The sequence below is a fragment of the Legionella yabuuchiae genome (genome assembly GCF_900640115.1).
In the GTDB taxonomy this organism is placed as follows: domain Bacteria; phylum Pseudomonadota; class Gammaproteobacteria; order Legionellales; family Legionellaceae; genus Legionella_A; species Legionella_A yabuuchiae.
The window spans coordinates 1-26,222 of record NZ_CAAAIW010000007.1 but is presented as its reverse complement, the minus strand read 5'-3'; the positions used below and the strand labels follow the sequence as shown (position 1 = coordinate 26,222).

Sequence of the window (26,222 nt, the reverse complement as noted above, 5' to 3'; positions counted from 1 at the left end):
CTTAGGAATCAGACTCTTCTTTTTGCTTCCCATTCCCACCGAAGCGCCGCTGTTTACGCATCCGCTGTAAAACAATTAACGTCTGCGTTGGGCCGGATAAGGCATAAATCAGAGAACCGATAAACAGAACTAATGCGGGATATGCAGCAATTGCCACGAATAAAATAACAGTAAGAAGAATGTATAAAAATGGAACTTTACCTTTAAAATCGATTTGTTTAAAGCTGTAATAGCGAATATTACTCACCATAAGGATTGCCGTTAACACAGAAAGAAGAACAGCAATCAACGCGATTACCACATGCCGCCATTCATTCTGATAGCATAACCACACAAAGGAAGATACTATTGCCGCTCCTGGAGGACAAGCCAATCCTTGGAAGTGTGTTTTATCTTCAGAGCTTAGCTGAGTATTGAATCTCGCAAGCCTTAAGGCCACAGCAGCAGTATACAAAAAGGCAACCAACCACCCAAATTTTCCAAGCGATTGCAGGCTCCAGCTATAAAGCAACAGTGCTGGCGCAACCCCAAAGGTCACCATATCCGATAAACTATCGTACTCTGCGCCAAACGCAGATTGGGTATTGGTTAAGCGAGCAATTCTCCCATCTAATCCATCTGCAATCATACCCACAAAAATTGCGATAACGGCCGACTCAAAATGTCCTTTCATCGAGGCCACGATGGAATAAAAAGCAGCAAATAAACTTGAAGTGGTCAATAGATTTGGTAAAAGATAAATCCCAGAATGATGCTCTTTGCCCAAATGACTTTTATTTTTCGCCACAATAAACCTCTTATTTCAAAAAAACTTAGTTCTTCCCGATGCAAAGCAATACCCTGGTTTGAATGCTAGCATATCGTCGCCATGCCTGCTATTGAAACAGTACAGGACCTACGTTAAACCTCAGTCGCTTCGCAAAAAATGATTTTAATAAAATCATTTAGTACATACCATCAACATTACTAAAATCATTTTTTGCCCCCACCCTGGCGTTTTGCGTAAGTCCTGCATAAATTAAAAAATACATTATCGAAACTCAACAGATATACCCATGATCTTTCAAAATGCTTTTTTTAGGCGCTTTTTTTCCTGTCGCATGTTAAACAGCGAGTAATGGCTCCATTCCCTTGGGAGTTTTTAAAAATGCGGCAGGGCGAAAAAGAAATAGCATAAATCACGCATTTTGAAAGATCATGGGTAGATATATTTAAGAACCACCAGGTATGGTGCTATACTAAACATACTGTGTTTATTATGCATTAGCAATGACGAAATCGAAAGATAAAAAAATTGTAATCGAAGGGGTTACCCCTCAAGGTAAAGCATTTCGTCCAAGCGATTGGGCAGAGCGAATGAGTGGGAATATGGCTACGTTTAAAAATAGCCGCATCCATTATTCTCCGCTCCTTCAACCTAGCGTTAATCACGAGGGTTACAAATGCGTTTTATTAGATCCAAAACTGAAAGAATCTAGCCCGGACGTTTATCAAGCCATTTTAGATTTCGCCAGAGCCAATGATCTAAAAATATGCGGCGAAGAAGACTGACGTAGTTTATTGCTCTAAGGAAAGATACACATCATATTGCCCTTGCTCGCCATACAATTCAAATTTTTGAATATCCCCTTTTTTTCCGGCTATCGTAACCGGACCCGTGGTGCGATTTGGGATAGTCCAATGAACTTGTAATTGACCTTTATTATTTTTTAATGTCACTCGAATCAATCCAATCAAATCATCGGGATTAAGCGGTTCTGGGTCTTGGTCCATAAGACCAAGTAGCAAAATCACGGTCTGATTCGGTTTAAGAGGGTCCGACCACAAGGTGACTTGTTTAATTTTAGAACTCAATGACGATGGCCAGTGGATGGGGAACTTGGGTATCCGAAAAAATTCTCTGGGTTGATTGGCGTTGATCACAGTCACATCAAAATAAAGCTCATCGCCTAGCTCTTCTTGAGCGCGAACGGTATCAATGTGATTAAGCATAATCTTTGGTGTGATTACATCCACATTATCGGCGTAGATGATCGGGGTAAAGAATATAGCCAATAATAATCCCCACGCGTTCCATTTCATAATTACTCCTTAAATTCCCGTTTCTCTAAATTAATTCATTAGCTGCCTATGGATTTACTTAAGCTAAATAGTCTATCCGTCACATAATTTAACACTTCAATCGAGCCTTCAAAATTAACCGCCATAACACCAGCACATAAGAACACAAGCCCCTTAGGACCATGCTGCACCCCCGGCTCACTGGCATGAACCAACAACACACAGCCACGGACAAACCAGATAAGACCAGCGGTTTTAATTAAAATTCTCACTGAATTATAGATATCATAAGGATTATAACTGGTATATTGCAAAATATTTCCCGTACCAAAAGCAGTGTTGCTTAAGACTGTTACCGCGGATGGTAAAAAAATAAGCGCCGAGCCGCCTAAGAAATATGCAAGCGGGACGAAAGCCTTTTCGTGCGAACCCCCACTGGCGCGAGCGTCAGCAATTTGACGAAGCTTAGAGATTGCCGTCATCATCATTAGAATACCAATTAAATATCCAAGGCCAGTGATTAACTCTTGAACCGGTAGGAGTGATTGGCTTAGATTCGCAATCATTTTGGCAATATCAGCATTCATATATTTATTATATACTGTGTTTGTAGCGCAAGCCTGCGTCTGGATGATGCAAACATATCAATTAATGCTTGCAATGTTTAAATTTTTCTCTATATTAGAGAGCTTTTACAAATATAACGTATTGCTTATGCCGGTCAAAACTTTTCCAATCGTTTTGGAAGAAGCGTTAATGCTCACTCCTAACGTTAAACATTTTATTTTTCGAAGCGCTTTAACCCCTGCCTTCGATTTCATCCCAGGACAATTTATAACCCTTCATTTTGAACGCGATGGCAAAATCCTGAGAAGAAGCTATAGTATCGCTAATGTGCCTGAACAAAACAATATAATTGAATTTGCAGCAGGCTTTGTTGAAGGCGGCCCTGGAAGCGATTTATTATTCAATTTAAAGCCAGGAGATTCCATCGATATAAATGGACCTTTTGGTCGCTTAATTTTAAAAGATGAGTTGCCTAGCCGCTATGTTTTTGTTGCTACCAGCACGGGAATTACACCCTATAGAGCCATGTTACCTGAACTCAAAAAGCGGCTAGAAGAAAACAAACATTTAGAAATTGTTATATTACAAGGCGTGCAAAAACGCGAAGACATCTTATATGGCGATGAGTTTATAGCGTTTGCTAACGCACATCCTAGAGTAACGTTTTTTGCTCATTTAAGTCGCGAAAAGAAAGAAGATTTATTCAACCATGAGCGAGCTGGATATGTGCAGACTGCTTTTCCAACGCTTGCTTTAAACCCAGAACAAGATATCGTATATCTTTGTGGTAATCCAGGTATGATTGACGAATCCTTTGCTTATCTGAAGGATCAAGGCTTTGACATGCAACGCATCGTGCGGGAGAAATATATTTCTTCAAAATAAACAATAGCAAATAACCGATTCCACACCACGGTTTTTTTAGAAAAAAGATGCCGGTGCGATGATTTAATATAACAATAACAGGAGAAAATCAGGCCATGCAATTTGAAGAACTGAGCAACACCATTGAGCTAATGTTACAGGAAGGGAAAGGAATATTAGCCGCAGATGAAAGCACGGGGACTATCGGTAAGCGATTTGCTTCCATTGAACTCGAAAACAACGAAACAAACCGGCGTGATTATCGTCTCCTGTTAGCGACTACCCCGAATCTAGAAGACTACATTTATGGCGTTATTTTATACGAAGAAACACTCACCCAAAAAGATGAGTCAGGGACACTCATTCCGCAACTCTTTAGCCAGAAAGGTATTGTACCTGGAATTAAAGTGGATAAAGGTTTAGTTGAATTGGCTAATACAGAAGAAAAGGTCACTCAGGGGCTAGATGGGTTATCAGAACGCTTACAACAGTATAAAAAGCTAGGCGTACGTTTTGCAAAATGGCGAAATGTCTACTCTATATCAGACTTTACTCCAAGCCTTACTGCGATAAAAGCGGGCGCGGAAAATCTGGCACGTTATGCAGCCTGTTGCCAAGCTCAGGGTATTGTTCCAATTGTAGAGCCTGAAGTGTTAATGGATGGAGATCATTCCATTGAACATTGCGCTGAAGCTTCCGAACTGGTATTGCATGAATTATTCCATGCCTTGTTTATCCATCAAGTTTCACTTGAGCACATTATTTTAAAACCAAGTATGATTACAAGTGGTAAAAAAGCAAATCCATTCAGCCCGCCTGAAGAAGTTGCTGACTTTACCTTAAGCGTATTCCGCAATCATGTACCGGCTGCAGTACCAAGCATTAACTTTTTATCAGGTGGACAAAGTCCAGTTCAAGCAACAGAAAATCTAAATGCCATCAACAGCTTTGAAGAGCAACCTTGGTTGTTAAGCTTCTCTTATGGAAGAGCATTGCAAGAAGATTGTTTGAACGCTTGGAAAGGAAAGAAAGAAAACGTTTCAGCCGCACAAGATGCTCTTTTAAAACGAGCGAAGTTAAATAGCTTAGCGAGCATTGGTGAGTATACGTCCGAAATGGAAGAAGCTTAAACTCAACGAATATACCCGTGATCTTTCTAAATGCGTGTTTTTAGGCGCGTTTATTTTTTGTCCTGCCGCGTTTTAAAAAGCGAGTAATGGCTCATTCCCTTGCGAGTTTTTTAAAATGCGGTAGGCCGATCAAGAAAAAGCACAAATCAAGTATTTTGAACGATCACGGGTATAGCGCTTGTGGATAGCCATAAGCTCTTCTCTTTCAACAATTCGACTTCAATGAAAATTTCGCAAACAACGGGACATGATCAGATAACATACGCCAAGGCTTTCCTTGTAAGCATCGAACTTCATCAACTACCATCCCTCTAAAATAAACACGATCAATGCATAACGATGGCCGAATAGCTGGAAAAGAGCGCGCATGCTGTCCTTCAACAGAGTAAAACGCTTCCTCAATCTGCAATTCATGTTCCAAAGGTTTTGATAAATGCATTCGCCAATCATTAAAGTCGCCAGCCATTAACAGCGGTTCATGTTCTGGAACGGCTTCACTGATTCGCTCCATTAGGGCTTTGCATTGCTCTGTTCGCTCTGCTTTAAACAACCCTAAATGCACACACAGCAGATGTATTTTGGTTTTGCATTCGTCTTGCAAATGAAGTTGGCAGTGTAAAATGCCACGGGAAGCACGGTTAATCGTTGAAAGATTGATGTTTTCAAACGCATCAAAAGGTAATTTACTCAAAATAGCATTGCCGTGATGACCGGATTGATAGACTGCGTTTTTAGCATAGACATAATGAGGCCATATTTTTTCGGCGAGATATTCAAACTGTGGTGTCTCAGGCCAGGCATCAATTCGTTTTTCACGGCGACGATGCTCACCTTGAACTTCCTGTAAGAAAACAAAGTCAGGATTTAACTCTTTAATGGCATCTCGCATTTCTGGAAGTAAAAAGCGTACTTTACCTACTCCAAATCCTTTATGAATGTTGTAAGTAATTAATGAAACCGTACGCTTGGAAGAATGCATGTTTAAATTACCTAAAAATTTTATATTTCATTAATTATTGTAAACCGCAATACAAGAAACACCAGAATTTAAATCGTTATACTTAAAAAATATGATAGCCTAAACAAAGGCTATCATATCAAAAAATCATGTAGGTTCTTATCGATTGAGCTTAGGTTACTTTAAAGGAAACAACTCGGCAATCTTGATAACTAATCGCAACCTCATCCAGTGATTGTTTAATATCATCAGGAGAATATCCCAAGTCATATGCGGCATTAATCACGCCACAACCACCTTGCTCGAAATTGGTGTAGGGAGTCCAATAATCCATATTTGCTTTAACCATCACATGGAAGGCCTTGTGTGGGTTCCAACCACGAGTAGTTGCAATTAAATAAAATAACCGATTATAAACGCCGCTAGAATAATGCACATCTAAACCATCGCGATATTGGTCGGCGCGATCAATGGATCGCCCATCCTGGCTTGGGAGATCCATATAACGAAGAGCAGGAATGCCACTTTCGGTTTTCATGATTTCCCCACCGATCTCCCAGCTGCTTTTTCGAACGGAATAATACTCTGCAGCTTGGGCCGCCATATCCGAGAATGATTCATTCATTCCCCCAGATTGACCGTAATACATCAATCCAGAGTGTTGTTCAGTAAACCCATGGCTAATTTCATGCGCACCAACCCCCAAGGAGACCAATGGATACATCATACTGCGACCATCGCCAAACGTCATTTGTTTTCCATCCCAAAATGCATTTTCATATCCCTCGCCATAATGCACACGCATGACAATTTGCATAGGCTCATTGTCTTTGGTTAAGGCATTTAATCCAAACCACCGCTGGTACATATTATTGATTACTTGTCCAGCATACATAGCATCATTGATTGGGGAAAATGCTCCGTTTTCCATGTCGTATCCATCGCCATGGTATCCTGTCCAGTAAGCATTACGTCGGACTGGATCAGCATTTTGACAATCAAATTTCATAGGAGCATTATTAAAACTACCATGAGCATGTTTTAAATCCACAACTTTAACTCCGTCATTTTCCATAAAGCACACGCCAAGATCACGATCACGAGTGATGTGAAGCAATGGTTTTCCATTTCCAAACTCATATTTAGAGGTCTTATGATTACCACCGAACCCTAAGCCATAAGCTTTTGACAGGGTTTTGATATCGTTCCATTCGATGAAAGGCGTAAAGTCATTCGCTCTAAGAATAGCCGTGGGACGCGAAGGAATTTTATCTTTGTAATTGACCAAGAAGCTGACTTGATAAGCCCAATGAGCATTATGATCTTTATCGATATAAACTAAGGGGATAACTTCTTCTTCACGGATATCCTGATCAACATAAGCTTGCTTAAAGTGTTGTAGTGCTTTTTGAGCATTTGCTGAAAATTCAAGTGAAGGTTTACCTAATTCATTTTCTAGGCCTTTAAAGAGCGTGCCAGTCATCTTAGAATTTCCTTGATTTAAAGCTGTCGCAATCCCCTGCAGTGAATTTGGATTATGGATAATCCCATAACCCCCAAAAACGGGATAACCTTTATATTTTTGTTGTATTCGCACATGTTTTATCTGATTCTCATCGATGCGCTCCTTCATGACCTGAATCGTGTTGATGTCCGTTGTGACGAATTTTTTCATATTAGGAACAACCAACTGGAAATCTTTTTGTAAGGATTGGGGCGACTCATTACCAAGCAGAATGGGTTGTGCAGAAAATGCTGAAGACGATAAGCTAATACTACAAATGCTGACAAAGTTTACTAATTTCGTGCTCATATACTTACCCTCCTTTCATAACGCATAGGTTCATTCCTACTTAGTTACGGATAACCGCTCCTAATGCGCTCGTTACAAGTCCATTTATAACGACAAGCCCGCATGCGTTGATAACACGTTTTTTTGTGGCAAACTTCAGGACAACAAGAAAAGCATAGCATCTCGTTGTGATTTAGCGAGAAAAATGTATTAAAAAATAAATCATGCGGCTCTAATTTAATACACAATGAGATTAAGCCTACACTTAATCATGCGAACTCACCGGTTGTTCATAACATTCAGGATGTATTTTTTACGGATCGTCGGAACGAAAAACCCTACCCTATATAATTTTGATGCTAACTTGTCGACATCATGCCGATATCATCGAGCATATAGACAAAATGATAAAATTAAGGCAAAATTCACTTAATTTAAAAAAAAATGTGGTTTAATGAGAAAAATACTCGTTCTGCATGGACCAAATTTAAATTTACTAGGCTTACGTGAGCCTTCTATATATGGCTCCGCCTCGCTAGAGAAAGTCAATTCAGCATTAGAAACACTCGCCTCTGAGGCCGGGGTATCTCTAACCATTTTGCAAAGCAATCATGAAGCCGAATTAATCGAAGCCGTTCATGAAGCCATGCATAATAAGGTAGATTACCTTATACTGAATCCTGCGGCATTCACTCACACAAGCATTGCGCTTCGTGACGCATTATCGGCTGTGGCAATTCCTTTTATTGAAGTTCACATTAGCAATATTTATGCACGCGAGTCCTTTCGTCATCAGTCTTATTTTTCTGATATTGCAGTGGGCGTTATTAGCGGCCTCGGAACTCAAGGCTATCTATTGGCCTTAAAAGCCATCCTTTCTAAATTAATTAAAGCATAGAGAGTTATTACCCATGGATATTCGTAAAATTAAAAAATTAATCGAATTACTAGAAGAAACCGGTATATCAGAAATTGAAATTAAAGAAGGTGAAGAGTCGGTTCGATTAAGCCGCCATCATTATGCCACTGAAGCTCATGCTGTTCGTCAAATTCATGTTGCTCCTGCCCCACATACCACTGTACCTGCTGCCTCATCGCCCGCGTCCTCCCCCGACAGCAAGCCAGTTGAAGAGCCCTCTAAAGGCCATAAAATACGTTCACCTATGGTTGGCACGATGTATTCATCCCCTTCGCCAGATGCAGCTCCTTTTGTGACGCTTGGTCAGTCTGTCAAACCTGGAGATACACTCTGTATTATTGAAGCTATGAAAATGTTCAATGAAATTGAAGCGGATCGGGCTGGGGTGATAACTGCCATTCATGTTGCCAATGGTGAGCCAGTAGAATTTGACCAGCCGCTATTTACCGTTGAATAAGGGGCGGTGTCATGTTAAGTAAAATTGTTATTGCAAACCGCGGTGAAATTGCACTTCGAATCTTGCGTGCTTGTAAAGAATTAGGTATTCAAACCGTTGCCGTGCATTCTGACGTCGATAAAGATTTGTTGCACGTTCGACTTGCGGATGAAACCGTATGCATTGGTCCTGCCAGTTCTCAAAAAAGTTATTTAAATATTCCGGCTATCATCTCTGCAGCTGAAATTACGGACGCGGTTGCCATTCACCCAGGCTATGGGTTTCTTGCTGAAAATGCAGATTTTGCGGATATCGTTGAACAAAGCGGCTTTCGCTTTATTGGACCTCGTGCAGAGACCATTCGCTTAATGGGCGATAAGGTCTCAGCCATCCAAGCGATGAAAAATGCCGGCGTACCTTGCGTACCAGGTTCAGATGGCCCTTTAGGGGACAATGATGAAGTGAACCTTTCTCTGGCTAAAAAAATTGGCTACCCTGTAATCATAAAAGCAGCCGGTGGTGGTGGCGGCCGTGGCATGCGCGTTGTCCACTCCGAGTCCAATCTTCTAAACGCCATCGCGTTAACGCGCAGCGAAGCAAAAGCTGCTTTTGATAATCCCATGGTGTACATGGAAAAATTTCTGGAAAATCCTCGTCATATTGAATTTCAAGTCTTGGGCGATGGCAACGGAAATGCCGTTCATTTAGGAGAGCGCGATTGCTCCATGCAGCGCAGACACCAAAAGGTCATTGAAGAGGCACCAGCACCTGGTATTTCAGAAGAGCTTCGCCAGGAAATAGGCGAGCGGGTGGTAAACGCATGCCAAGAACTCCGTTATCGTGGCGCTGGTACCTTTGAGTTTTTATATCAAGATGGTTGTTTTTACTTCATTGAAATGAACACTAGGATACAGGTTGAACACCCTGTTACCGAACTGATTACAGGCATTGACTTGATCAAAGAACAAATAAAAATCGCTAGCGATGCCCCATTTACCTTGAAGCAGGAAAACATCAAGCTACATGGTCATGCGGTTGAATGCCGAATTAATGCTGAAGACCCCAAAACCTTTATGCCATCGCCAGGAAAAATTCGTCTTTTACATCAACCTGGAGGGCCTGGCATTCGCTTTGACTCCCATATTTATAGCAGTTATACCGTACCTCCTAATTACGACTCCATGATTGGTAAACTCATCAGCTATGGTGAAACTCGTGCTGAAGCGTTTGCAAGAATGCGAAACGCATTGGATGAAATTATCATCGAGGGGATTAAAACCAACATCGAGCTGCATCAACGTTTGCTTAATGATAAAGGATTTAAACAGGGCGGAACCAACATTCACTATTTAGAAAAGTTATTGAAGGAATAAGGTGTGCTGCAACTGCAAATTGAATGTCACCGCGATGATGTTGACGAGTTAAGTGAGTTTTTAGAAGAAACTGGCGCTGTTTCCATCACCTTTACAGATAAGTATGACGATCCAATTCTCGAACCAGAGTTAGGAACCACACCATTATGGTCGAATGTAATCATTCTAGCCTTATACGTGGAACAAGAAGATGCAGACCATGCATCTTCTGTCTTCAAAGCGAGCTACCCTAAATTTGAGACCCTTCTTATCCCGGTACCTGAAAAGGATTGGGAGCGAGCTTGGATGACCCAGTTTACCCCGTTGCAATTTGGCCACCGCTTATGGATTGTCCCCTCTTGGATATCCGCCCCGGATCCAAACGCGTGTAATTTGATTCTTGATCCAGGACTAGCATTTGGTACTGGAACGCACCCCACGACATCCCTTTGCTTAACTTGGCTTGATAATGCTGATTTAATCGACAAACGCGTCGTGGATTATGGATGCGGCTCAGGGATCTTGGCCCTTGCAGCAATTAAGCTTGGGGCAAAACACGTTTATGCTGTAGACATCGATGAACAAGCATTAACAGCGACTCGAAATAACGCTGAATTAAATCAAATTCGCTCAGAGCAAATAAGTCTTGGGTTCCCAGAGGAATTGCAGCTTAAATCGGATTTAATCGTGGCAAATATTTTATTAACCCCCCTGTTAACTTTAAAAGCCCGTTTTCATCAATTGCTTGAAAAAGGAGGCACGTTAGTGGTATCAGGGATTTTGGAAGATCAATTACAGGAATTAATCACAGCCTATCAAGATTGCTTTGAATATCATTCTACCGTTACTCGTGAAGAGTGGGCATTGGTGACCTTCAAAGCAAGTTAATATACCCGTGTTCATTCAAAATGAGTGATCTATGCTTTTTCTTTTTCGCCCGGCCGCATTTTAAAAAGCTCGCAAAGGACTGAGCCATTACTCGCTTTTTAAAATGCGACAGAACAAAAAATAAAGGCGCTTAAAACATGCATTTTGAACGATCACGAGTATATTGATTATTGCCAACTCAACAGCAATAACCAAATGCTTTTATCGTTAATCCAATAATCCTTTTGATTTGACAATATCCCGTTCTGTACGAAGTTCATTTAAGGTTTCATTGAATTTAGCCTGGCTATATTCGTTAAAGGTCAAACCTTCAACCACTTCTACCACTCCATGCTCCAAACCAATAGATCGCACAAAACCATGTTGACGTCGGCAAGGAAAAGAAAAAATCAACCCTTCATCCACGCCATATTGGCCTTGTGAGCTCAACGCCACCGAAAAGGACTCATGCCCTGGCGTATCGGTGACTAAATGATTCACGCCGACCACAATCGCATTGGCTGCTGAAGCCGCTGAGGATGACCCGCGGGCTTTAATCACTTCCGCGCCGCGTTGTTGTACTTTAGGCACAAACGTTTCTTTTAACCACGATTCATCATTAATCACTTTAGCAGCAGAAATACCATCAATTTTGGCATTGTAGAAATCAGGGAACTGAGTTGAGGAATGATTCCCCCAAATTGTCATTTGACTGACTTCCGTCACATCGACATTCGCTTTAATAGCCAACTGCGCGCGCGCCCTTAGCTCATCTAAGGTAGTCATAGCGTAGAAGCGATCATCAGGAACGTCTTTCGCGTGATGTTTAGCAATTAAACAGTTGGTGTTGCAAGGATTCCCCACTACGAAAACGCGAACGTCATCACTCGCATAATCATTAATGGCGCGACCCTGATTGATGAAAATACCACCATTCATTTCAAGTAGATCAGAACGCTCCATTCCTTGCTTTCTAGGCACCGAACCGACCAGCAAAGCCCAATTTACACCAGCCATCCCCACGTTTAAATCTGCCGTGCACTCAATGCGCTTCAGCAAAGGAAAAGCACAATCTACGAGCTCCATCGCCACACCCTCTAGGGAGGGAAGCGCTGATTCTAATTCAATCAGATTAAGCTCAACTTCCGTATCAGGGCCAAACATTTGACCTGATGCAATGCGGAACAATAAAGCATAACCTATTTGTCCTGCAGCTCCGGTGACTGCGACTCTGACTCTGTTTTTCATTCTGTTTATCCTCTTTGAAAAAGACTGTTCAGTACAATGCCGCCGAAATCGTATAAATATGCGGCATCTTGGGTATATACCCAAGATACTTCAAAATGCGATATTGTCGGTGATATGATTTTTTTGGCCAAGCACTGATGAAAAAGCGAGGAATAGCCAGCCCTTTTGCGAACTTTATCTGCAATGTTTGACGGAAAAAAGCATCCACATAAAAGTCGCATTTTGAAGTATTTTGGGTATGTACTGCGACTTATGATACTATTGCCTGTCTCAACAAGCCAGCCAATTTTTATTGATAAATGATCCCCTTAGCGTTATACATTCATATTCCTTGGTGTATCCGTAAGTGCCCTTACTGCGATTTTAATTCACATAAGAGCCCTGATACTCTTCCTGAAGACCATTACATTCAGGCGTTAATTGCCGATTTTCAATCGGATATTGATCTGATTCAGAACAGAAAAATTAGCAGCATTTTTATTGGCGGCGGGACTCCCAGCCTCTTTTCTGCTAACGCCTATGAACGACTGTTTAAAGCCCTTCATGCCATAATACCCTTTGGAGACCAGATTGAGATCACTCTTGAAGCCAATCCTGGCACAGTAGAACAACAACGCTTCAAAGATTATCGATCGCTTGGGATAAACCGTTTATCGTTAGGGATTCAAAGCTTTAATCCCCGACACTTAACCGCATTAGGACGCATTCATGATGATGCTCAAGCCAAACAAGCGATTCATACGGCGCGTCTTGCTGGCTTTGATAATATTAATCTCGATATTATGCACAGTCTCCCGAATCAATCTGTACAACAGGGAATAGAAGACTTACAAACGGCAATTCATTTTGAACCCGAACATCTTTCCTGGTATCAGTTGACGATTGAACCAAATACAGTTTTTTATAAAAAGCCACCGCCTCTTCCCAACGAAGATACTTCCTCACTTCTGGAAGAAACTGGATTAGAACTTCTCAATCAAAACGGGTATACCCGATATGAAATTTCGGCTTTTTGTAAACCCGATAAACCCTCCTACCATAATCTCAATTACTGGCTTTTTGGAGATTATTTGGGAATTGGTGCCGGTGCGCACGGGAAGTTAACCACTCAGGATTATGTGGTATGGCGTACTCGAAAACATCGTCAACCCAAAGATTTTCTTGCGCTTGAAAAGTCATTTTATGCAGATAAACAATCCGTCACACCCGATGACTTAATCTTTGAATTTATGCTGAATACGTCTCGTTTGCAGCAACCCATTTCTTTAAATTTATTTTCCCAGCGAACAGGGCTTTCCCTTAAGTGGCTAATGCCTAAATTAAAACACGCGGAATCGATGGGATTTATTAAAGTTAATGGAAAAACATGGCAAGTTACCCCGCTAGGACGTCGTTTTACCAATGATTTGCAGGGACTATTTTTATCAGGTTAGCGTATTTTACTGTTATACTTATTAATAAAATGCAATTTTTCGAGGATAATAGGACTTAATCATTTTATAACCTGGAGAAGGTATGCTTACTTCATTGTTTTTTCTTATCTCTGTGATTGCCGCTTATTGCATTGGCTCAGTATGCTCGGCTGTTATCGTATCTAAAATTTTTAGTTTACCTGATCCCAGAGTTAATGGTTCAGAAAATCCTGGTGCAACCAATGTTTTACGACTAGCTGGTAAAAAATACGCGGCAATTGTATTACTTGCTGATTTGCTTAAGGGTTATATTCCAGTCATGCTATGCATTGCGGTAGGTGGTGGTGCAATAACTGCAAGCTTTACGGCACTAGCTGCGGTGTTGGGCCATGTATATCCAGTTTTCTTTAAGTTTAAAGGGGGAAAGGGCGTTGCAACGGCTTTAGGCGCACTGTTAGCATTAAATTTAATCCTTGGAACCATGGTTGCTGGAATCTGGCTTCTGGTTGCAAACTTAACCCGCTACTCTTCTCTCGCATCCATCATTGCAATGTCTTCTGCGCCATTTTTTTCAATATTTGCTTTAAGAAGCGTTGACGCATTTATTCCTTTAATTGTCATTACCTTTATTATTCTCTATAAACATCGCAAAAACATTAACCGCCTAATGGATGGCACTGAGCCAAAAATTGTATTAAGACGACGCATTGTGACGGCCAACAATGAAGATATTGATCTTGTAAATCCTGAACCCATTGAAACAATAACAGATATTGCAACCGAAGACACTTCCGTAGAAGAGAAATCTTAAGCGCTTGCTAAAGGCCAGCGCGCTTTAACTTGAATTTCTTGAGTAGAATCGCGCTGACCTTCTAGTAAATGCAAGCATCCCGCATAAGCCACCATGGCGCCATTATCGGTACAATATTGAATGGACGGATAATGCACAACCCCATTTAGCTCATCCATTAAGGTCGCTAATGAGGCACGAAGTTTTCGATTAGCGCCAACCCCTCCTGCAACCACGAGCCGTTTACAGTGAGTTTGCAACACCGCGCGTTTACATTTTATAAGTAATGTACCGACAACGGCCTCTTGAAATGCAGCTGCGATTTCGCTGCGCGCGGCATCGTCTTGTAAACTATTATTCCAAGCATTAAGCGCATGAGTTTTTAAACCACTAAAGCTAAAATCTAGCCCTGGTCTATCCGTCATGGGCCGTGGAAAGCGCTGGAAATTAGACTCATGGGTGCATTGATCGGCTAATGCTGCGAGCTTCGCGCCACCTGGATACGGAATACCCATTAATTTGGCTGTTTTATCAAAGGCTTCTCCGACAGCATCATCCAAAGTATCACCAAGAAGCTGATATTGCCCTAATCCTTCAGCGAAAATGAGCTGGGTATGGCCGCCCGAAACCAGCAGTACTAAAAAGGGAAACTCAAGCGAAGCGTTTTCCATTTTGGCTGCCAATAAATGCGCTTCGAGGTGGTGAACCGCCAGTGCAGGAATTTGCAGTCCAAAGGCCAAGCTTTTAGCAAAACACGCACCAGTCAATAATGCACCGATTAAACCGGGGCCAGCCGTATAGGCAATCGCATCGAGTTCAGAAAGCCCCAAGCCCGCTTCCTCTAAAGCCTGATTGACTAGCGGGATTAGATGTTTCACATGATCTCTAGATGCCAACTCTGGAACCACGCCACCAAATTGTTTATGAAGAACAATTTGAGAATACAGCGCATTCGCCATTAAACCGTGTTGCTCATCATAAATAGCGACACCCGTTTCGTCACAAGACGTTTCAATACCTAAAACTCGCATGGAACAACCACTCTTAAAAACGTATACACACATTTTACCTGAAGATACTTTTTCGCGAAAAACAAAAGATAAAATCTCGTACCTTTGGGTATAGTATACTTATTTGAGGCAGTGTTCGCCAAATAAACTTGACGGCAGAGGCTAGTGCGACTAAAATTGCCAACCTGATTTGTAATCAATTAAATGAGGAATATTGAATGCCTACCGTTCGCGTAAAAGAAGGCGAAAATCCTGAATACGCTTTACGTCGTTTTAAGCGTGCCTGTGAAAAAGCTGGTATTTTAACTGAATTACGTCGTCGTGAATTTTACGAAAAGCCTACTGCCGAGCGCAAACGTAAACAAGCCGCTGCTGTTAAGCGCCATCTGAAAAAAATATCTCGCGAAGTTTCTACAAACCCAGCTGGCAAGCGTAAACGTAAAAAATAATGAGCATTAAAGAACAAATCACAAGCGACCTTAAAGATGCCATGCGCGCGAAGGATAAACCTACGCTTGACGCGCTGCGTCTTATAACTGCGGCCATTAAACAGATCGAAGTTGACGAGCGAATTGAAGTTGATGATGAACGAATGCTGGTCATTTTAGATAAGCTAGCCAAGCAACGTAAAGAATCCATCAGTCAATTCGAAGCAGCCGGACGTGATGACCTGGTCAAAACGGAGCAGTATGAGCTAACCGTTATCTCACGATACTTGCCTGAACCTCTTTCTGATGAAACCATAAACCAACTCATTGATGAAGCCATTAAAGAAACTAAGGCTGAAAAAATGAGTGATATGGGGAAAGTCATGGCGCTGCTCAAACCCAAAATTCAAGGTCGAGCAGACATGAGCCAAGTCAGTGGGATCATAAAAGCCAGATTAAACGCTTCTTAATTAGCCTTCAGCTATCGGTATTTTTTAAGGGCTTACACGATCAAACGTAAGCCCTTTTGCTTTGTCTTAACGGAGAAGGTAACCCATGACCGGCCTGATACCCCGCCCTTTCATCGATGACTTACTTATACGCACAGACATTGTTGAGTTCATTGACGGTTATATCTCTTTGAAAAAAAGGGGCCAGAGTTATCTCGCCTGTTGCCCATTTCACAACGAAAAAACTCCCTCCTTTAATGTCGTTCCTAAAAAGCAGTTTTATCACTGCTTTGGCTGTGGCGCGAGTGGAAACGCCATTAGTTTTGCGATGAATTATTTAAACCTTGAGTTTGTTGAAGCCGTTGAAACGCTGGCCACTCGCCTAGGGCTTGAAGTGCCACGGGAAAAAGGAAGCGGTGAAACAACAAAAGCTTCTCCAAATCTCTATCAATTGCTCAACAAAGTATCCAGTTTTTATCAGCAAACATTGAAAAACACAGGTCTTGAGGCGGTTAACTATCTAAAAAATCGCGGATTAAGTGGCGAGATTGCTCGCGAATATCAACTGGGTTATGCCCCTCCAGGGTGGCACACGCTTGAATCGATGTTTAAACAAAATCGTAAAGAGCTTATTAGTACTGGGATGTTAATCCAAAAAGACGATGGGAGCACTTATGACCGCTATCGCCAGCGCGTAATCTTCCCAATTCACGACCGCCACGGAAAAATCATTGGCTTTGGAGGACGAGCCATTAAGGACGATCAGAAGCCCAAGTACTTAAACTCCCCAGAAACTATTTTGTTTCAGAAAAATCGTGAATTGTATGGATTGCATCAGGCACTGCAACATGGCGCCCAGCTACCCTTTATCATTGTTGTTGAAGGCTACATTGATGTGATCGCACTAGCGCAATTTGGTATTCCGCAAGTTGTGGCGACTTTAGGTACCGCCACAAGCGCTTATCACGTTCAACTTCTAAGTAAATACACCAAAAAAATTATTTTTTGCTTCGATGGCGATAAAGCTGGCCGCCAAGCCGCTTGGAGAGCATTGGAAAGCGCCTTACCGCATCTAAACGCGGGGCTTGAAGCCCATTTTAGCTTTTTACCTGAAGGACAAGATCCAGACAGCTTAATTCGAAACGAAGGAAAAGAAGGGTTTCTTAATCATTTGAATAAAGCTTCTTCATTCAATCAATTTTTCTTTGCCACCTTAACTAAAGAGCTAGACAGCACCACATTAGCCGGAAAAAGCCAACTGGTGAATGCAGCTAAGCCTTATTTACAAAAAATGAATGAAGGGCCTTACCGTCAGTTAATTATCGATGAATTAGCACTTTTAACCCGAATTGATGCACATCGCATCCACCAACTGGTTGCCGAAAAAACGGATGAAAAAATACCAGAAGCGATCGTCAATATTACCCGCTCACCCTTAAGAATTGCCCTGGCACTTTTGATTCAAAATCCTGAATTATACACCCGATGTGAAGATAAATTAAAAGAAATTGTACTCGATGATCCAAAGCAAGCAATCCTAGAACGCTTAATGCGGTTTATTGCCCAACAACCGAATGTTCAAACCGCTTCTTTAGTGGAGCATTGGCGTGACACCCCCCTATTTGAACCACTAAATAAGCTAGCGGCCTGGGAGCATCAAGTTTCAGAACAAGCTTTAGAAAAGGAGTTGGTTGACAACGTAGTGTTTCTTGCGAAACAATCACATGAAAAAAAAATTGCCCATTTACTTGAAAAATCTCGAAATGAGGGCTTAACTGATACAGATCGCCTAGTGCTTCAGAAACTATTAAAACAAAAGCACCAGAGCGCTGAAGATGAAAATGCAAACTTGGAATAGCTGGTATGTTAAGGCAAGCCGGTTTATAATTAAACTAATTAATTTTTTAAAGCTTTTAGAATGTCCATAAACATGAATGATCAAGAACAGCAACGCTCACAAATCACCAAAGTAATCAGCCTTGGAAAAGAACAAAATTATCTGACGTATGCTCAGATCAATGATTTGTTGCCCAATATCGTTGATACTGAACATTTTGATGTCATTATTAGCATGCTTGAAGGCATGAACATCAAAGTCTTTGAACAACCACCCAGTGAAGATGAGCTTGCCCTGCTCGGCAATACGGAAGAAGCGCCAGAGGACGTAGAAGAAGCCGCTGCCGTTCTAGCCTCCGTTGATAAAGAAACCGGGCGAACTACCGATCCAGTTCGCATGTATATGCGCGAAATGGGCACCGTGGAACTCCTAACTCGCGAAGGTGAAATTAGCATTGCCAAACGCATTGAAGAAGGCATTTATCAAGTTTTAAAGTCACTCGCCCATTATCCTGAAACCGTTGAATTGGTGCTTAAAGATTATAAACGTGTGCTTGCTGAAGAAATGCGCTTAAGCGAAATCATCAGTGGATTTTCTGATGCCGAAGAAGAGGCCCCTCCTTCTAATATTGGCTCCATGTTAGAGGACACCGAGGAAGGCGCAGCTGCGGAAGATCTCGACGACGAAAGCGATGATGACGATGGCGATGGAAGCATCAGTGATGACGATGATGGCCCAAGCCTCGAAATTGCCCAAACTTATTTTGACGAGTTGGAAATCAACTTCAAATCTGCAATGGTCGCTTTAAAAGAACATGGCCGAACTTCTAAGAAAACGATCGAACTTCTCGAAGTGATGTCCGACTCATTTTTAAAATTAAAATTAACATCTCGCCAAGTCGATAAGCTAACTCGCCATTTCCGTAATCTGCGAAATCACATTCGTGAATTTGAGCGTTCTATTATGAAGCTTTGCATTGAGCGCGCAAGAATTCCTCGAAAGCTTTTTATAGACACCTTTCCAGGGCAAGAAACCGATATCAGCTGGGTTGAGACCTTAGTCAGCAAGCACAGTAAAAAGTTGGATCTTGATAAACTTGCTGAATATACTGATGAAATCAAACAAATTCAGTCCAAGCTAGCAGACTTTGAGAAAGAATATGGCTTAACCATCAGTGAAATTAAAGACATCAACCGCAAGATGTCGATTGGTGAGGCTAAAGCACGGCGCGCCAAAAAAGAAATGGTTGAAGCTAACCTCCGCCTCGTGATTTCTATTGCTAAGAAATACACAAACCGTGGTTTGCAATTCCTTGATTTAATTCAAGAAGGCAACATCGGCCTTATGAAAGCCGTTGATAAATTTGAATATCGCCGTGGCTATAAGTTTTCAACCTACGCCACGTGGTGGATCCGACAAGCCATTACCCGCTCAATCGCGGATCAGGCTCGCACCATTCGTATTCCTGTGCACATGATTGAGACCATTAACAAATTAAACCGCATCTCAAGACAAATCCTACAGGAAACCGGCCGCGAAGCGACACCTGAAGAATTAGCCGAAAAAATGGATTTAAGCGAAGATAAAATTCGAAAAGTCCTAAAAATTGCTAAAGAACCGATTTCAATGGAAACCCCTGTGGGTGATGATGAAGATTCTCACCTTGGCGACTTCATTGAAGACAGCAATATCGATTCACCCATTGATTCTGCCGAATCCGAAGGGTTACGCGAAGCCACTCTAGAAATTCTCGAAACCTTAACCCCAAGAGAAGCGAAGGTATTACGCATGCGATTCGGAATTGAAATGAACACGGATCACACCTTGGAAGAAGTCGGAAAACAATTTGACGTAACGCGTGAGCGAATCCGCCAAATTGAAGCTAAAGCTCTAAGAAAACTGCGCCACCCCTCACGCTCTGAAAAACTCCGCAGTTTCTTAGAAGGTGACGAATCATAAAAAAAATTACCCTTTCTTTCTGAGAGAGAAAGGGTAAAAATAACCAATATTAAGACTTCAAACGCAAAAAATTACATAAAATTTCTGGCCTTATCCACCAGATCCGATTAAAATACCCTCCTCCGGGCCCATAGCTCAGTTGGTTAGAGCAGCGGACTCATAATCCGTTGGTCCTAGGTTCAAGTCCTAGTGGGCCCACCAATAAAATCAAGTAGTTACGAGTAGTTTTAGAAAAATTGAAACGTTCTGAGGGACACTGATGGGGCACTCAGAAATAACAAATGACAACAATCCATCTATTAGTACAACCAACCACATGGAAGATTATCTGAAGTAACAACCTGTAGTGATGTAAAAATGGATGTAAAGAAGGAACTAAATAATGAAAAAGAATTTAGCAGTATTAGGTATCACTCTGACCCTTGCGACTATCCCTTGTTCACCAATCTACGCCAAGAAAATTTACCCTGCTGAAATCATGGGAAGAGATTTGCTTATCCCGGGGCTTGGTTGGGCGGGACATGTTGGTATTGCTACAACTTATATGATGTCTCCTGCAGGAATGGGAAACAACGCAGATCAAGTGATAGAAGTACTTAATGAAAATCCAGTGGGTCAAGTCAACTCAATTAGCAATTTTAAATCTCGTTCAAAATATTGGGGTAGTAAATATGGTGTGGCTGATAGAGGTGTAGTTGGCTACAACATACTTGTTGAAGCTAATCATCAGCGGTGGTGGTGTCCTAAATATACCAACGACACTAACTATCATATTGGCTCTGGAATTCCCACAACAGGTCAGGTTATTGAGTGTGGAACTTGGCGTTGTGATACCTATGCTTGGTGGGCTTTTTACAGTCAAGGTTTAGATACAATGCCTGGACGTGTATGGCTACCAAGGAACTTATTTAATTTTTTCCCTTATTATAATGATGAAAGATTCGCTCTAGAGTCATCTGAACAACCGTCAGAAATTTTAGCGCATAAATCTTTAGAAAATGTGACCGCTGAAGAGCTTAATGAAATGCCATATGAGGAGTTTCAAATGATAATGGACACTCCACCTGTTCACTATGTAACATCACCATCCACTGTACAAATGCAATTTGCTTATAATTCAAATTTAAACGATGTTAAACGCGGAATTATGATTGATAGGCTCATTGCGGATGATACTGAAACCGATTTAGTCAAAAAATTATTAAACCTATATAATGAAACGGACAACATAGAAGTAAAAAATAAAATTGTTCAAGGCTTGATGCTTTATAATCAAAGGCATAGAAATGTTAAGTATTACATTAAAAATGACCAGCCCTTACTAAAAGGTTTCTTTACTGAGTTACTTGATTCCAAATCCTTAAACCCAAAAATGGCTGATGACGCGATCAGGGGTTTCATTGATACACATTCTTCTGAAGAAATAATGATTAGCCGAGATAAAATTGATAAATGGTTACCAACAACAGGCCATTATTCATCCATCATGTTGAAGTACACATTAGTTCACAAATCAAAAGACCTTCAACCTATCTATATAAAATCCATAGTTGATGAACTTCGTAAGGCTAACAATTCTGATCTGGATAGTTATTTGTTTGGTCCATTATCTATCGGTTATCAAGGCACAGGGAAAAATTTACTGGAACCAGAGTCTAAACAAATAGTTGCGGATTATTTAAAAGAAGTACGCTATAAATACACTCCTCAAGGGATTAAAGCTAATCCTAAAGACACACATCGAAATACTACTGCGCCCTATTATTTTGAATTAATTAAACATATGGGCATGTAAACTTCTCCATGCGCCAGAAAATATCTGGCGCAGCAATACCTGTCAATATTCCCATTGCTATTTAAAAATACTATTAGCCCACTGAACAAATTCAGTCATATTCATTAAATCGATTCTACGACCTGAGATAGACGATTCCCTTATATTAAATTGATCACACGCATCACGCAGCCAATCAACTGCTCCAGGCTTTGCCCCGCCACCATCAAGGTTAAATCTGGATTCAGCTTTGTTAGTTATTTTGTTCGCCTTCTGTATCGTTGTATTATCAGCGATATGCCTTTTCCCAATGCTTGATAATTTAAAACTGATAACCTGGTGCTTTATTGTTTCCGGCAGTTCTATCCTATTTCTGCTAATTTCTCTAGGAGCCACAACAAATCTCAGCACAAAGATTATACACTCGTGCAAACTGGGAGATATTCAAAATGCCAGTTTAAGTATTGACTATACTGGGTGCGAGATTTTTAAAGCATATGGAATAAAATTAACATGCAGTGCGAAACAACCTGTTTATCATGTTAATAATATAAATATCCTTTGGCGCATAGGAGAGTATTATTTACAAGACAACAATAATTTGGATACAAAATTCATTATGCCTACAGAGCATATTCTGTCTATAGGCATCAGGCAAGCCAGTGAGACATAGTTTTTTCTAATAATGAAACAGCGCTGTCTCGCTTTTCATCTGGCATTTTCTTGATATTTAAAAGCTTCCATTGCACTGCTGGTAATTTTTCCAATGTATCACTAAAGCTAAGAGACCAATCAGGCTCGCCTTTTTTAAATGACAACAAGAAGTCATAATCTTCTTTTGTAAAATGTTTTTTTAATTCCTTTACCATTAACGATGGTGTCTGATTGAGTTCTTCTAGCGATACAAATTGAACTGTCATCCCCTTAAACTCACTGTGATACATATTAGTAATATCTTTCCAACGAGGATTCATTATTTCAGCCAAAGGCCTCTTATGGCTTAATAGATAAGTTAGAAACCCCTCAAATATAGCCCTATCAATCGACTGATTTTCCAATAAATTTTTTACGTCATACAAATCTCTGGGATGTTGCCTATCCATTGCTGCACAGAGCTTCCCGCCATATAAATCAGGCAATGAAACAACCTGAATAGAAGCATAGCCAAATTCATTTTCAACCACCTCAACTACATCTAGCTCTGTCGGTGGCAATAAAGTACCTCGGGCAACCGGCGAGACTTCAATTTTCACCTGAATACCTCGATTATCAATAACAATAATCCTCATCTCATCTGGATTATTATCTTGCAATGTTGCCGATAACTCTGGTATATCATTTATGCTTTCAGCAACTTTGCTTAAAAGTGCACGAATATTTCCCAGTGCAACTGATCTTGGTTCAAATGGGAGATAAGCTAAATCAATATCTACTGATAATCTAGGAAGGTTCTGAACAAATAAATTGATTGCTGTTCCTCCCTTTAATGCAAAATCCTTTTCATGCTCAATTAATGGAATTAAGCGCATTAACAGCGCTACCTGCTTATAATATATGGAATCTCTATTCATTCTCATTCACTACTTATAAATTCTTCTGGTACGGTTATGAAGTACTGTTTATCTAATTTCCCATTGCTTACAACATGACGCTTCCCTGAGCCAAGATTAATTTTTGAAACATCAATTTTTTTCATCCACTGATGTTTAAAGTAATTCCCAAGAAAAAGAAATATACGGTTAGTTTGTACTGCATTACTTCTTTCTAATAGGCTTTGAACTTTTCTAGGGCTTAAATTGACTAATCCCTGAAAGATTTGGGCTGCATGAGTGAATGAAATATGTGTTGGCACCTCTTCCAGTAACTCATAAACCGCCAGCTCCACTGAGCTTACTTTCAATTGAACCCCGTCGACTTTTAAATCAGTTAAATCTGCATCTTTCACAACACTTAATTTTGAAGTCCTGAGAATATGCCAGTTGACCAAAGTCTCAGCCTCCCACATTGTAGGGAAACTCATAAACCACTTTGGTAGTACAGAGTTTGTTCTAATATTCAGCCAAATACTATTTTCTCCCATTTGTATATAATGTGCTTTTCCTTGCAATGCTAAACTACTTAAACCTGCAACATGTATATTTTCATTCTGTTGATATTGTAAGCAGTGAACAGCTTGTTGCCACTGTGGTTGTTTTCCAGCTCTATAATATGCGCCGACACCCAGTCTAACCAGCCAGTTGCTTTCACAGTATTTTCTTGCGAGCTGTGGTGAAATACCTTGGCTGGATAACCAAGACTGGATCACAATATCACCGGGCACTATGGTATTTAATAATTGGTTTATTTTTTCCGACATAGATACACTTTTAGTTTAACTATATATGTAAAAATAAACCAAAGAACAAAACTAGTCAATCTTATCACCCTCTTTTAGTTTATTTTTTTCAATATAGATAAACTAAAAGTTTAACTAAGCTGGTATTTTTAAACTATCTCCATAGCTTCAATAGGTATCTCTTCTTTTTGCAACATATGCTTCAAAAGAAAATTACTAATCTGCTGCATCGGCTTACGCAATCGCTCGACATCTTTCATAATGTATCCTGCGGTTACATCATTATTCATTTTATGATTAAGCAATCGTTTAAGGGCATAGGCCGGTAAATCAATACTGTCCGCAATAGTGGCAAATGTTCTTCGGAGATCATGCAGAGTGAAAGAGACGCCTGATAATTCCACTACCCTTTTAACCGCCTTTTTGGGGTCATAGATATAGCCTGTTTTGCTATTGGCTGGAAAGACATATTTACTTGTTTTATCTCGACTTCGCCTTTCCATTAATTCATAAATAAAATCAGGCATAGGTAAAGTATGGATCTCATGATTTTTAGTATCTTGCAAGGTAATGGTACGTAACTTTAGATCAACATCTTCCCAGCGTAGTGATGCCGCTTCCATTTTTCTCATACCAGTAAAAAGCAACAATAGAAAATAATCATGCCATAACAGTGCATTTCGGTAGTTATCCTGCTCAACCAGTCTAATCACTCCTTGATACCAGTCAGCCAATTGATGAGATTTAATAACAGTTTGTTTCCTATCAACTCTATACCAAGCCTTAGTATGACCAAGGTATTTTATTGGATTCATGGTAATGATGGGCTGTCCATCACTCGTGTAGTATTGATTCATGGCAAAATTAAACAATGCTCGTAATACTCTCATAGCATTGTTTGCACGCGCTTTACTATTACTGGCGCCATGCTGTAAATGACGTTTAGAAATCATCTCTCTGGTGATGCTAACCAACGGTTTATCCAGCCAATCGGATACCACTTCACCCAATACTTTTTCATAATCATATCTGGTGCGAGGCTTCAAATCTTTTCGAATCTTTAAATAATCTTTGAAAACATCCCTCAATGTCATGGCTTCAACTTTTCGAGCCTTCTTTTCTGCCACAGGATCTTCCCCTCTGGCAACACTGCCCAGCATACTTCTTGCTTGCTTTCTCGCTTCTTCAACGGTAAGTACGCCATATTTACCTAAGGTCATCCGTTTTACCTTGCCATTAATACGAGTTTCAACAATAAAACTTTTGACCCCATTAGCGGTAATTCTAAGAGCAAACCCTTTTAAACTTTCATCTCGAAAAAATGACTGAGGTTTGCCAGGAATCGCTTCTAATTTATCAACAATGGTTTTGGTTAATTTTATTCCGTTAATGGGTGCAGCCATATCTGTCTCCGAAAAATTCGTGTAGACGCCATGTAGACGAAATGTAGACAGTTTATTTCAAATAAAAAATTTGTCAATAAAAGTTATTACGGCCTATATCCATTGATTTTTAAAGGCTTTTTGAAAGAAGATAAAAAATATTAAAAGGTGCTAAAAGCGGTATTACTCAGACTCATAATCCGTTGGTCCTAGGTTCAAATCCTAGTGGGCCCGCCATTTTTTTATATAAAAATCAATAGATTATGTTTAACATTAATAATGTGCAAAAATAGGCTTCGGGATTATTTCGTATTTAATTATGATGTAAACTCACGAAAAATTTAAATTATCATTATATTTTTAGGTTAATTTTTAACTCGTATGATCATACTACGATATATATGAGTTTATTTTGACTTTTTATTTATTGAAGTAAAAAAGTCATTGTCCGTTGGTTCTTAAAATAAGACTTTACTATAGATAAAGTAGCTCCTAAATGGAGAAGAGATCATTGTTGTTAATAACGGTTGGTGTCATAAAAATGATGGCTAAGTGCGTATTTCGGCTGATTCGAACGGTGATTACGGTTTTGATCCGAACGGCGATTTCACTGCATTCGAACGCTCGAGTCATAATCAAGAAAGATGATTAT

Annotated in this window: 25 protein-coding genes and 1 tRNA gene; 15 read left to right on the top strand and 11 right to left on the bottom strand. The window is 40.5% G+C overall.

Translation table 11 applies throughout. From position 1 onward, the window contains the following. Nucleotide 1 precedes the first annotated feature (1 nt). On the bottom strand, nucleotides 2-766 hold the full coding sequence (pssA, locus tag E1O47_RS03940; RefSeq protein ID WP_133130031.1) for a CDP-diacylglycerol--serine O-phosphatidyltransferase: 765 nt from the start codon (nucleotides 764-766) through the stop codon (nucleotides 2-4). Between the two features lie 503 nt (nucleotides 767-1,269). On the opposite strand from pssA, the gene E1O47_RS03935 reads away from it, so the two are divergent. After that, the gene (locus E1O47_RS03935; RefSeq protein WP_133129970.1) at nucleotides 1,270-1,551 is read left to right on the top strand and encodes a DUF3579 domain-containing protein; all 282 of its coding nucleotides are present in this window, start codon (nucleotides 1,270-1,272) and stop codon (nucleotides 1,549-1,551) included. 6 nt (nucleotides 1,552-1,557) lie between these two features. Here E1O47_RS03935 and E1O47_RS03930 read toward each other — a convergent pair whose 3' ends face one another. Then, nucleotides 1,558-2,082 (bottom strand): hypothetical protein, encoded by a 525-nt coding sequence (locus E1O47_RS03930; protein WP_133129969.1) that lies wholly within the window; start codon nucleotides 2,080-2,082, stop codon nucleotides 1,558-1,560. 38 nt (nucleotides 2,083-2,120) lie between these two features. Beyond that, on the bottom strand, nucleotides 2,121-2,648 hold the full coding sequence (locus E1O47_RS03925; RefSeq protein ID WP_133129968.1) for a type IV secretion protein IcmC: 528 nt from the start codon (nucleotides 2,646-2,648) through the stop codon (nucleotides 2,121-2,123). Between the two features lie 127 nt (nucleotides 2,649-2,775). On the opposite strand from E1O47_RS03925, the gene E1O47_RS03920 reads away from it, so the two are divergent. After that, a complete protein-coding gene (locus E1O47_RS03920; RefSeq protein WP_133129967.1) occupies nucleotides 2,776-3,513 on the top strand; it encodes a ferredoxin--NADP reductase in 738 nt (245 codons plus the stop codon). A gap of 95 nt (nucleotides 3,514-3,608) precedes the next feature. Next, nucleotides 3,609-4,622, top strand: a complete 1,014-nt coding sequence (locus tag E1O47_RS03915) for a class I fructose-bisphosphate aldolase (RefSeq protein ID WP_133129966.1) — start codon at nucleotides 3,609-3,611, stop codon at nucleotides 4,620-4,622. Between the two features lie 205 nt (nucleotides 4,623-4,827). On the opposite strand, the gene E1O47_RS03910 is transcribed toward E1O47_RS03915, so the two are convergent. Both E1O47_RS03910 and proA read right to left on the bottom strand, forming a co-directional pair. Further along, complete coding sequence (locus E1O47_RS03910) at nucleotides 4,828-5,601, bottom strand: endonuclease/exonuclease/phosphatase family protein (protein ID WP_133129965.1); 774 nt, start codon at nucleotides 5,599-5,601, stop codon at nucleotides 4,828-4,830. A 151-nt stretch (nucleotides 5,602-5,752) separates the two neighbouring features. After that, a complete protein-coding gene (proA, locus tag E1O47_RS03905) occupies nucleotides 5,753-7,393 on the bottom strand; it encodes a zinc metalloprotease ProA (RefSeq protein ID WP_133129964.1) in 1,641 nt (546 codons plus the stop codon). 433 nt (nucleotides 7,394-7,826) lie between these two features. Here proA and aroQ point away from each other — a divergent pair, with 433 nt between their 5' ends. The 4 genes from aroQ to prmA are packed head-to-tail and all read left to right on the top strand — an operon-like array spanning nucleotide 7,827 to nucleotide 10,967. Next, nucleotides 7,827-8,270, top strand: a complete 444-nt coding sequence (gene aroQ / locus E1O47_RS03900; RefSeq protein WP_133129963.1) for a type II 3-dehydroquinate dehydratase — start codon at nucleotides 7,827-7,829, stop codon at nucleotides 8,268-8,270. Nucleotides 8,271-8,283: 13 nt separating this feature from the next. Further along, the gene (accB, locus tag E1O47_RS03895; protein ID WP_133129962.1) at nucleotides 8,284-8,748 is read left to right on the top strand and encodes an acetyl-CoA carboxylase biotin carboxyl carrier protein; all 465 of its coding nucleotides are present in this window, start codon (nucleotides 8,284-8,286) and stop codon (nucleotides 8,746-8,748) included. Between the two features lie 11 nt (nucleotides 8,749-8,759). Beyond that, nucleotides 8,760-10,100, top strand: a complete 1,341-nt coding sequence (gene accC, locus E1O47_RS03890; protein WP_133129961.1) for an acetyl-CoA carboxylase biotin carboxylase subunit — start codon at nucleotides 8,760-8,762, stop codon at nucleotides 10,098-10,100. A gap of 3 nt (nucleotides 10,101-10,103) precedes the next feature. Continuing rightward, entirely contained in the window at nucleotides 10,104-10,967 is an 864-nt protein-coding gene (prmA, locus tag E1O47_RS03885; RefSeq protein WP_133129960.1) for a 50S ribosomal protein L11 methyltransferase, read from the top strand. A gap of 207 nt (nucleotides 10,968-11,174) precedes the next feature. Here prmA and E1O47_RS03880 read toward each other — a convergent pair whose 3' ends face one another. Continuing rightward, nucleotides 11,175-12,194 (bottom strand): malate dehydrogenase, encoded by a 1,020-nt coding sequence (locus E1O47_RS03880; protein WP_133129959.1) that lies wholly within the window; start codon nucleotides 12,192-12,194, stop codon nucleotides 11,175-11,177. Between the two features lie 299 nt (nucleotides 12,195-12,493). Between E1O47_RS03880 and hemW the strand changes: the two genes are divergently transcribed. Both hemW and plsY read left to right on the top strand, forming a co-directional pair. Then, a complete protein-coding gene (gene hemW / locus E1O47_RS03875; protein WP_133129958.1) occupies nucleotides 12,494-13,627 on the top strand; it encodes a radical SAM family heme chaperone HemW in 1,134 nt (377 codons plus the stop codon). Between the two features lie 82 nt (nucleotides 13,628-13,709). Then, entirely contained in the window at nucleotides 13,710-14,417 is a 708-nt protein-coding gene (plsY, locus tag E1O47_RS03870; RefSeq protein ID WP_133129957.1) for a glycerol-3-phosphate 1-O-acyltransferase PlsY, read from the top strand. Here plsY and tsaD read toward each other — a convergent pair. Beyond that, a complete protein-coding gene (gene tsaD / locus E1O47_RS03865) occupies nucleotides 14,414-15,427 on the bottom strand; it encodes a tRNA (adenosine(37)-N6)-threonylcarbamoyltransferase complex transferase subunit TsaD (RefSeq protein WP_133129956.1) in 1,014 nt (337 codons plus the stop codon). The two genes, plsY and tsaD, sit on opposite strands and share 4 nt — an antisense overlap. A gap of 197 nt (nucleotides 15,428-15,624) precedes the next feature. Here tsaD and rpsU point away from each other — a divergent pair, with 197 nt between their 5' ends. From rpsU to E1O47_RS03835, 6 genes are all read left to right on the top strand, one after another. After that, on the top strand, nucleotides 15,625-15,855 hold the full coding sequence (gene rpsU, locus E1O47_RS03860) for a 30S ribosomal protein S21 (RefSeq protein ID WP_131776804.1): 231 nt from the start codon (nucleotides 15,625-15,627) through the stop codon (nucleotides 15,853-15,855). Further along, the gene (locus E1O47_RS03855; RefSeq protein WP_133129955.1) at nucleotides 15,855-16,304 is read left to right on the top strand and encodes a GatB/YqeY domain-containing protein; all 450 of its coding nucleotides are present in this window, start codon (nucleotides 15,855-15,857) and stop codon (nucleotides 16,302-16,304) included. The genes rpsU and E1O47_RS03855 overlap by 1 nt, the downstream gene beginning before the upstream one ends. Nucleotides 16,305-16,389: 85 nt before the next feature. Next, entirely contained in the window at nucleotides 16,390-18,141 is a 1,752-nt protein-coding gene (gene dnaG / locus E1O47_RS03850) for a DNA primase (protein WP_133129954.1), read from the top strand. A gap of 66 nt (nucleotides 18,142-18,207) precedes the next feature. Beyond that, entirely contained in the window at nucleotides 18,208-20,079 is a 1,872-nt protein-coding gene (rpoD, locus tag E1O47_RS03845) for an RNA polymerase sigma factor RpoD (protein WP_165475036.1), read from the top strand. Nucleotides 20,080-20,203: 124 nt separating this feature from the next. Beyond that, nucleotides 20,204-20,280: transfer RNA gene (locus tag E1O47_RS03840), tRNA-Ile, on the top strand. Between the two features lie 181 nt (nucleotides 20,281-20,461). Beyond that, entirely contained in the window at nucleotides 20,462-21,874 is a 1,413-nt protein-coding gene (locus E1O47_RS03835) for a hypothetical protein (protein WP_242601997.1), read from the top strand. 57 nt (nucleotides 21,875-21,931) lie between these two features. Here the strand turns inward: E1O47_RS03835 and E1O47_RS12480 are convergent, their stop codons facing one another. The 4 genes from E1O47_RS12480 to E1O47_RS03815 form a co-directional block, all read right to left on the bottom strand. Continuing rightward, nucleotides 21,932-22,249, bottom strand: a complete 318-nt coding sequence (locus E1O47_RS12480; RefSeq protein ID WP_242601996.1) for a PD-(D/E)XK nuclease superfamily protein — start codon at nucleotides 22,247-22,249, stop codon at nucleotides 21,932-21,934. A gap of 254 nt (nucleotides 22,250-22,503) precedes the next feature. Next, entirely contained in the window at nucleotides 22,504-23,424 is a 921-nt protein-coding gene (locus tag E1O47_RS03825) for a nucleotidyl transferase AbiEii/AbiGii toxin family protein (protein WP_133129951.1), read from the bottom strand. 2 nt (nucleotides 23,425-23,426) lie between these two features. After that, nucleotides 23,427-24,209 (bottom strand): type IV toxin-antitoxin system AbiEi family antitoxin, encoded by a 783-nt coding sequence (locus E1O47_RS03820; protein ID WP_133129950.1) that lies wholly within the window; start codon nucleotides 24,207-24,209, stop codon nucleotides 23,427-23,429. A 128-nt stretch (nucleotides 24,210-24,337) separates the two neighbouring features. Continuing rightward, nucleotides 24,338-25,591 carry a tyrosine-type recombinase/integrase gene (locus E1O47_RS03815; protein ID WP_133129949.1) on the bottom strand — a complete coding sequence of 418 codons (1,254 nt, stop codon included), beginning with the start codon at nucleotides 25,589-25,591 and terminating at the stop codon, nucleotides 24,338-24,340. Between the last annotated feature and the right edge of the window lie 631 nt (nucleotides 25,592-26,222).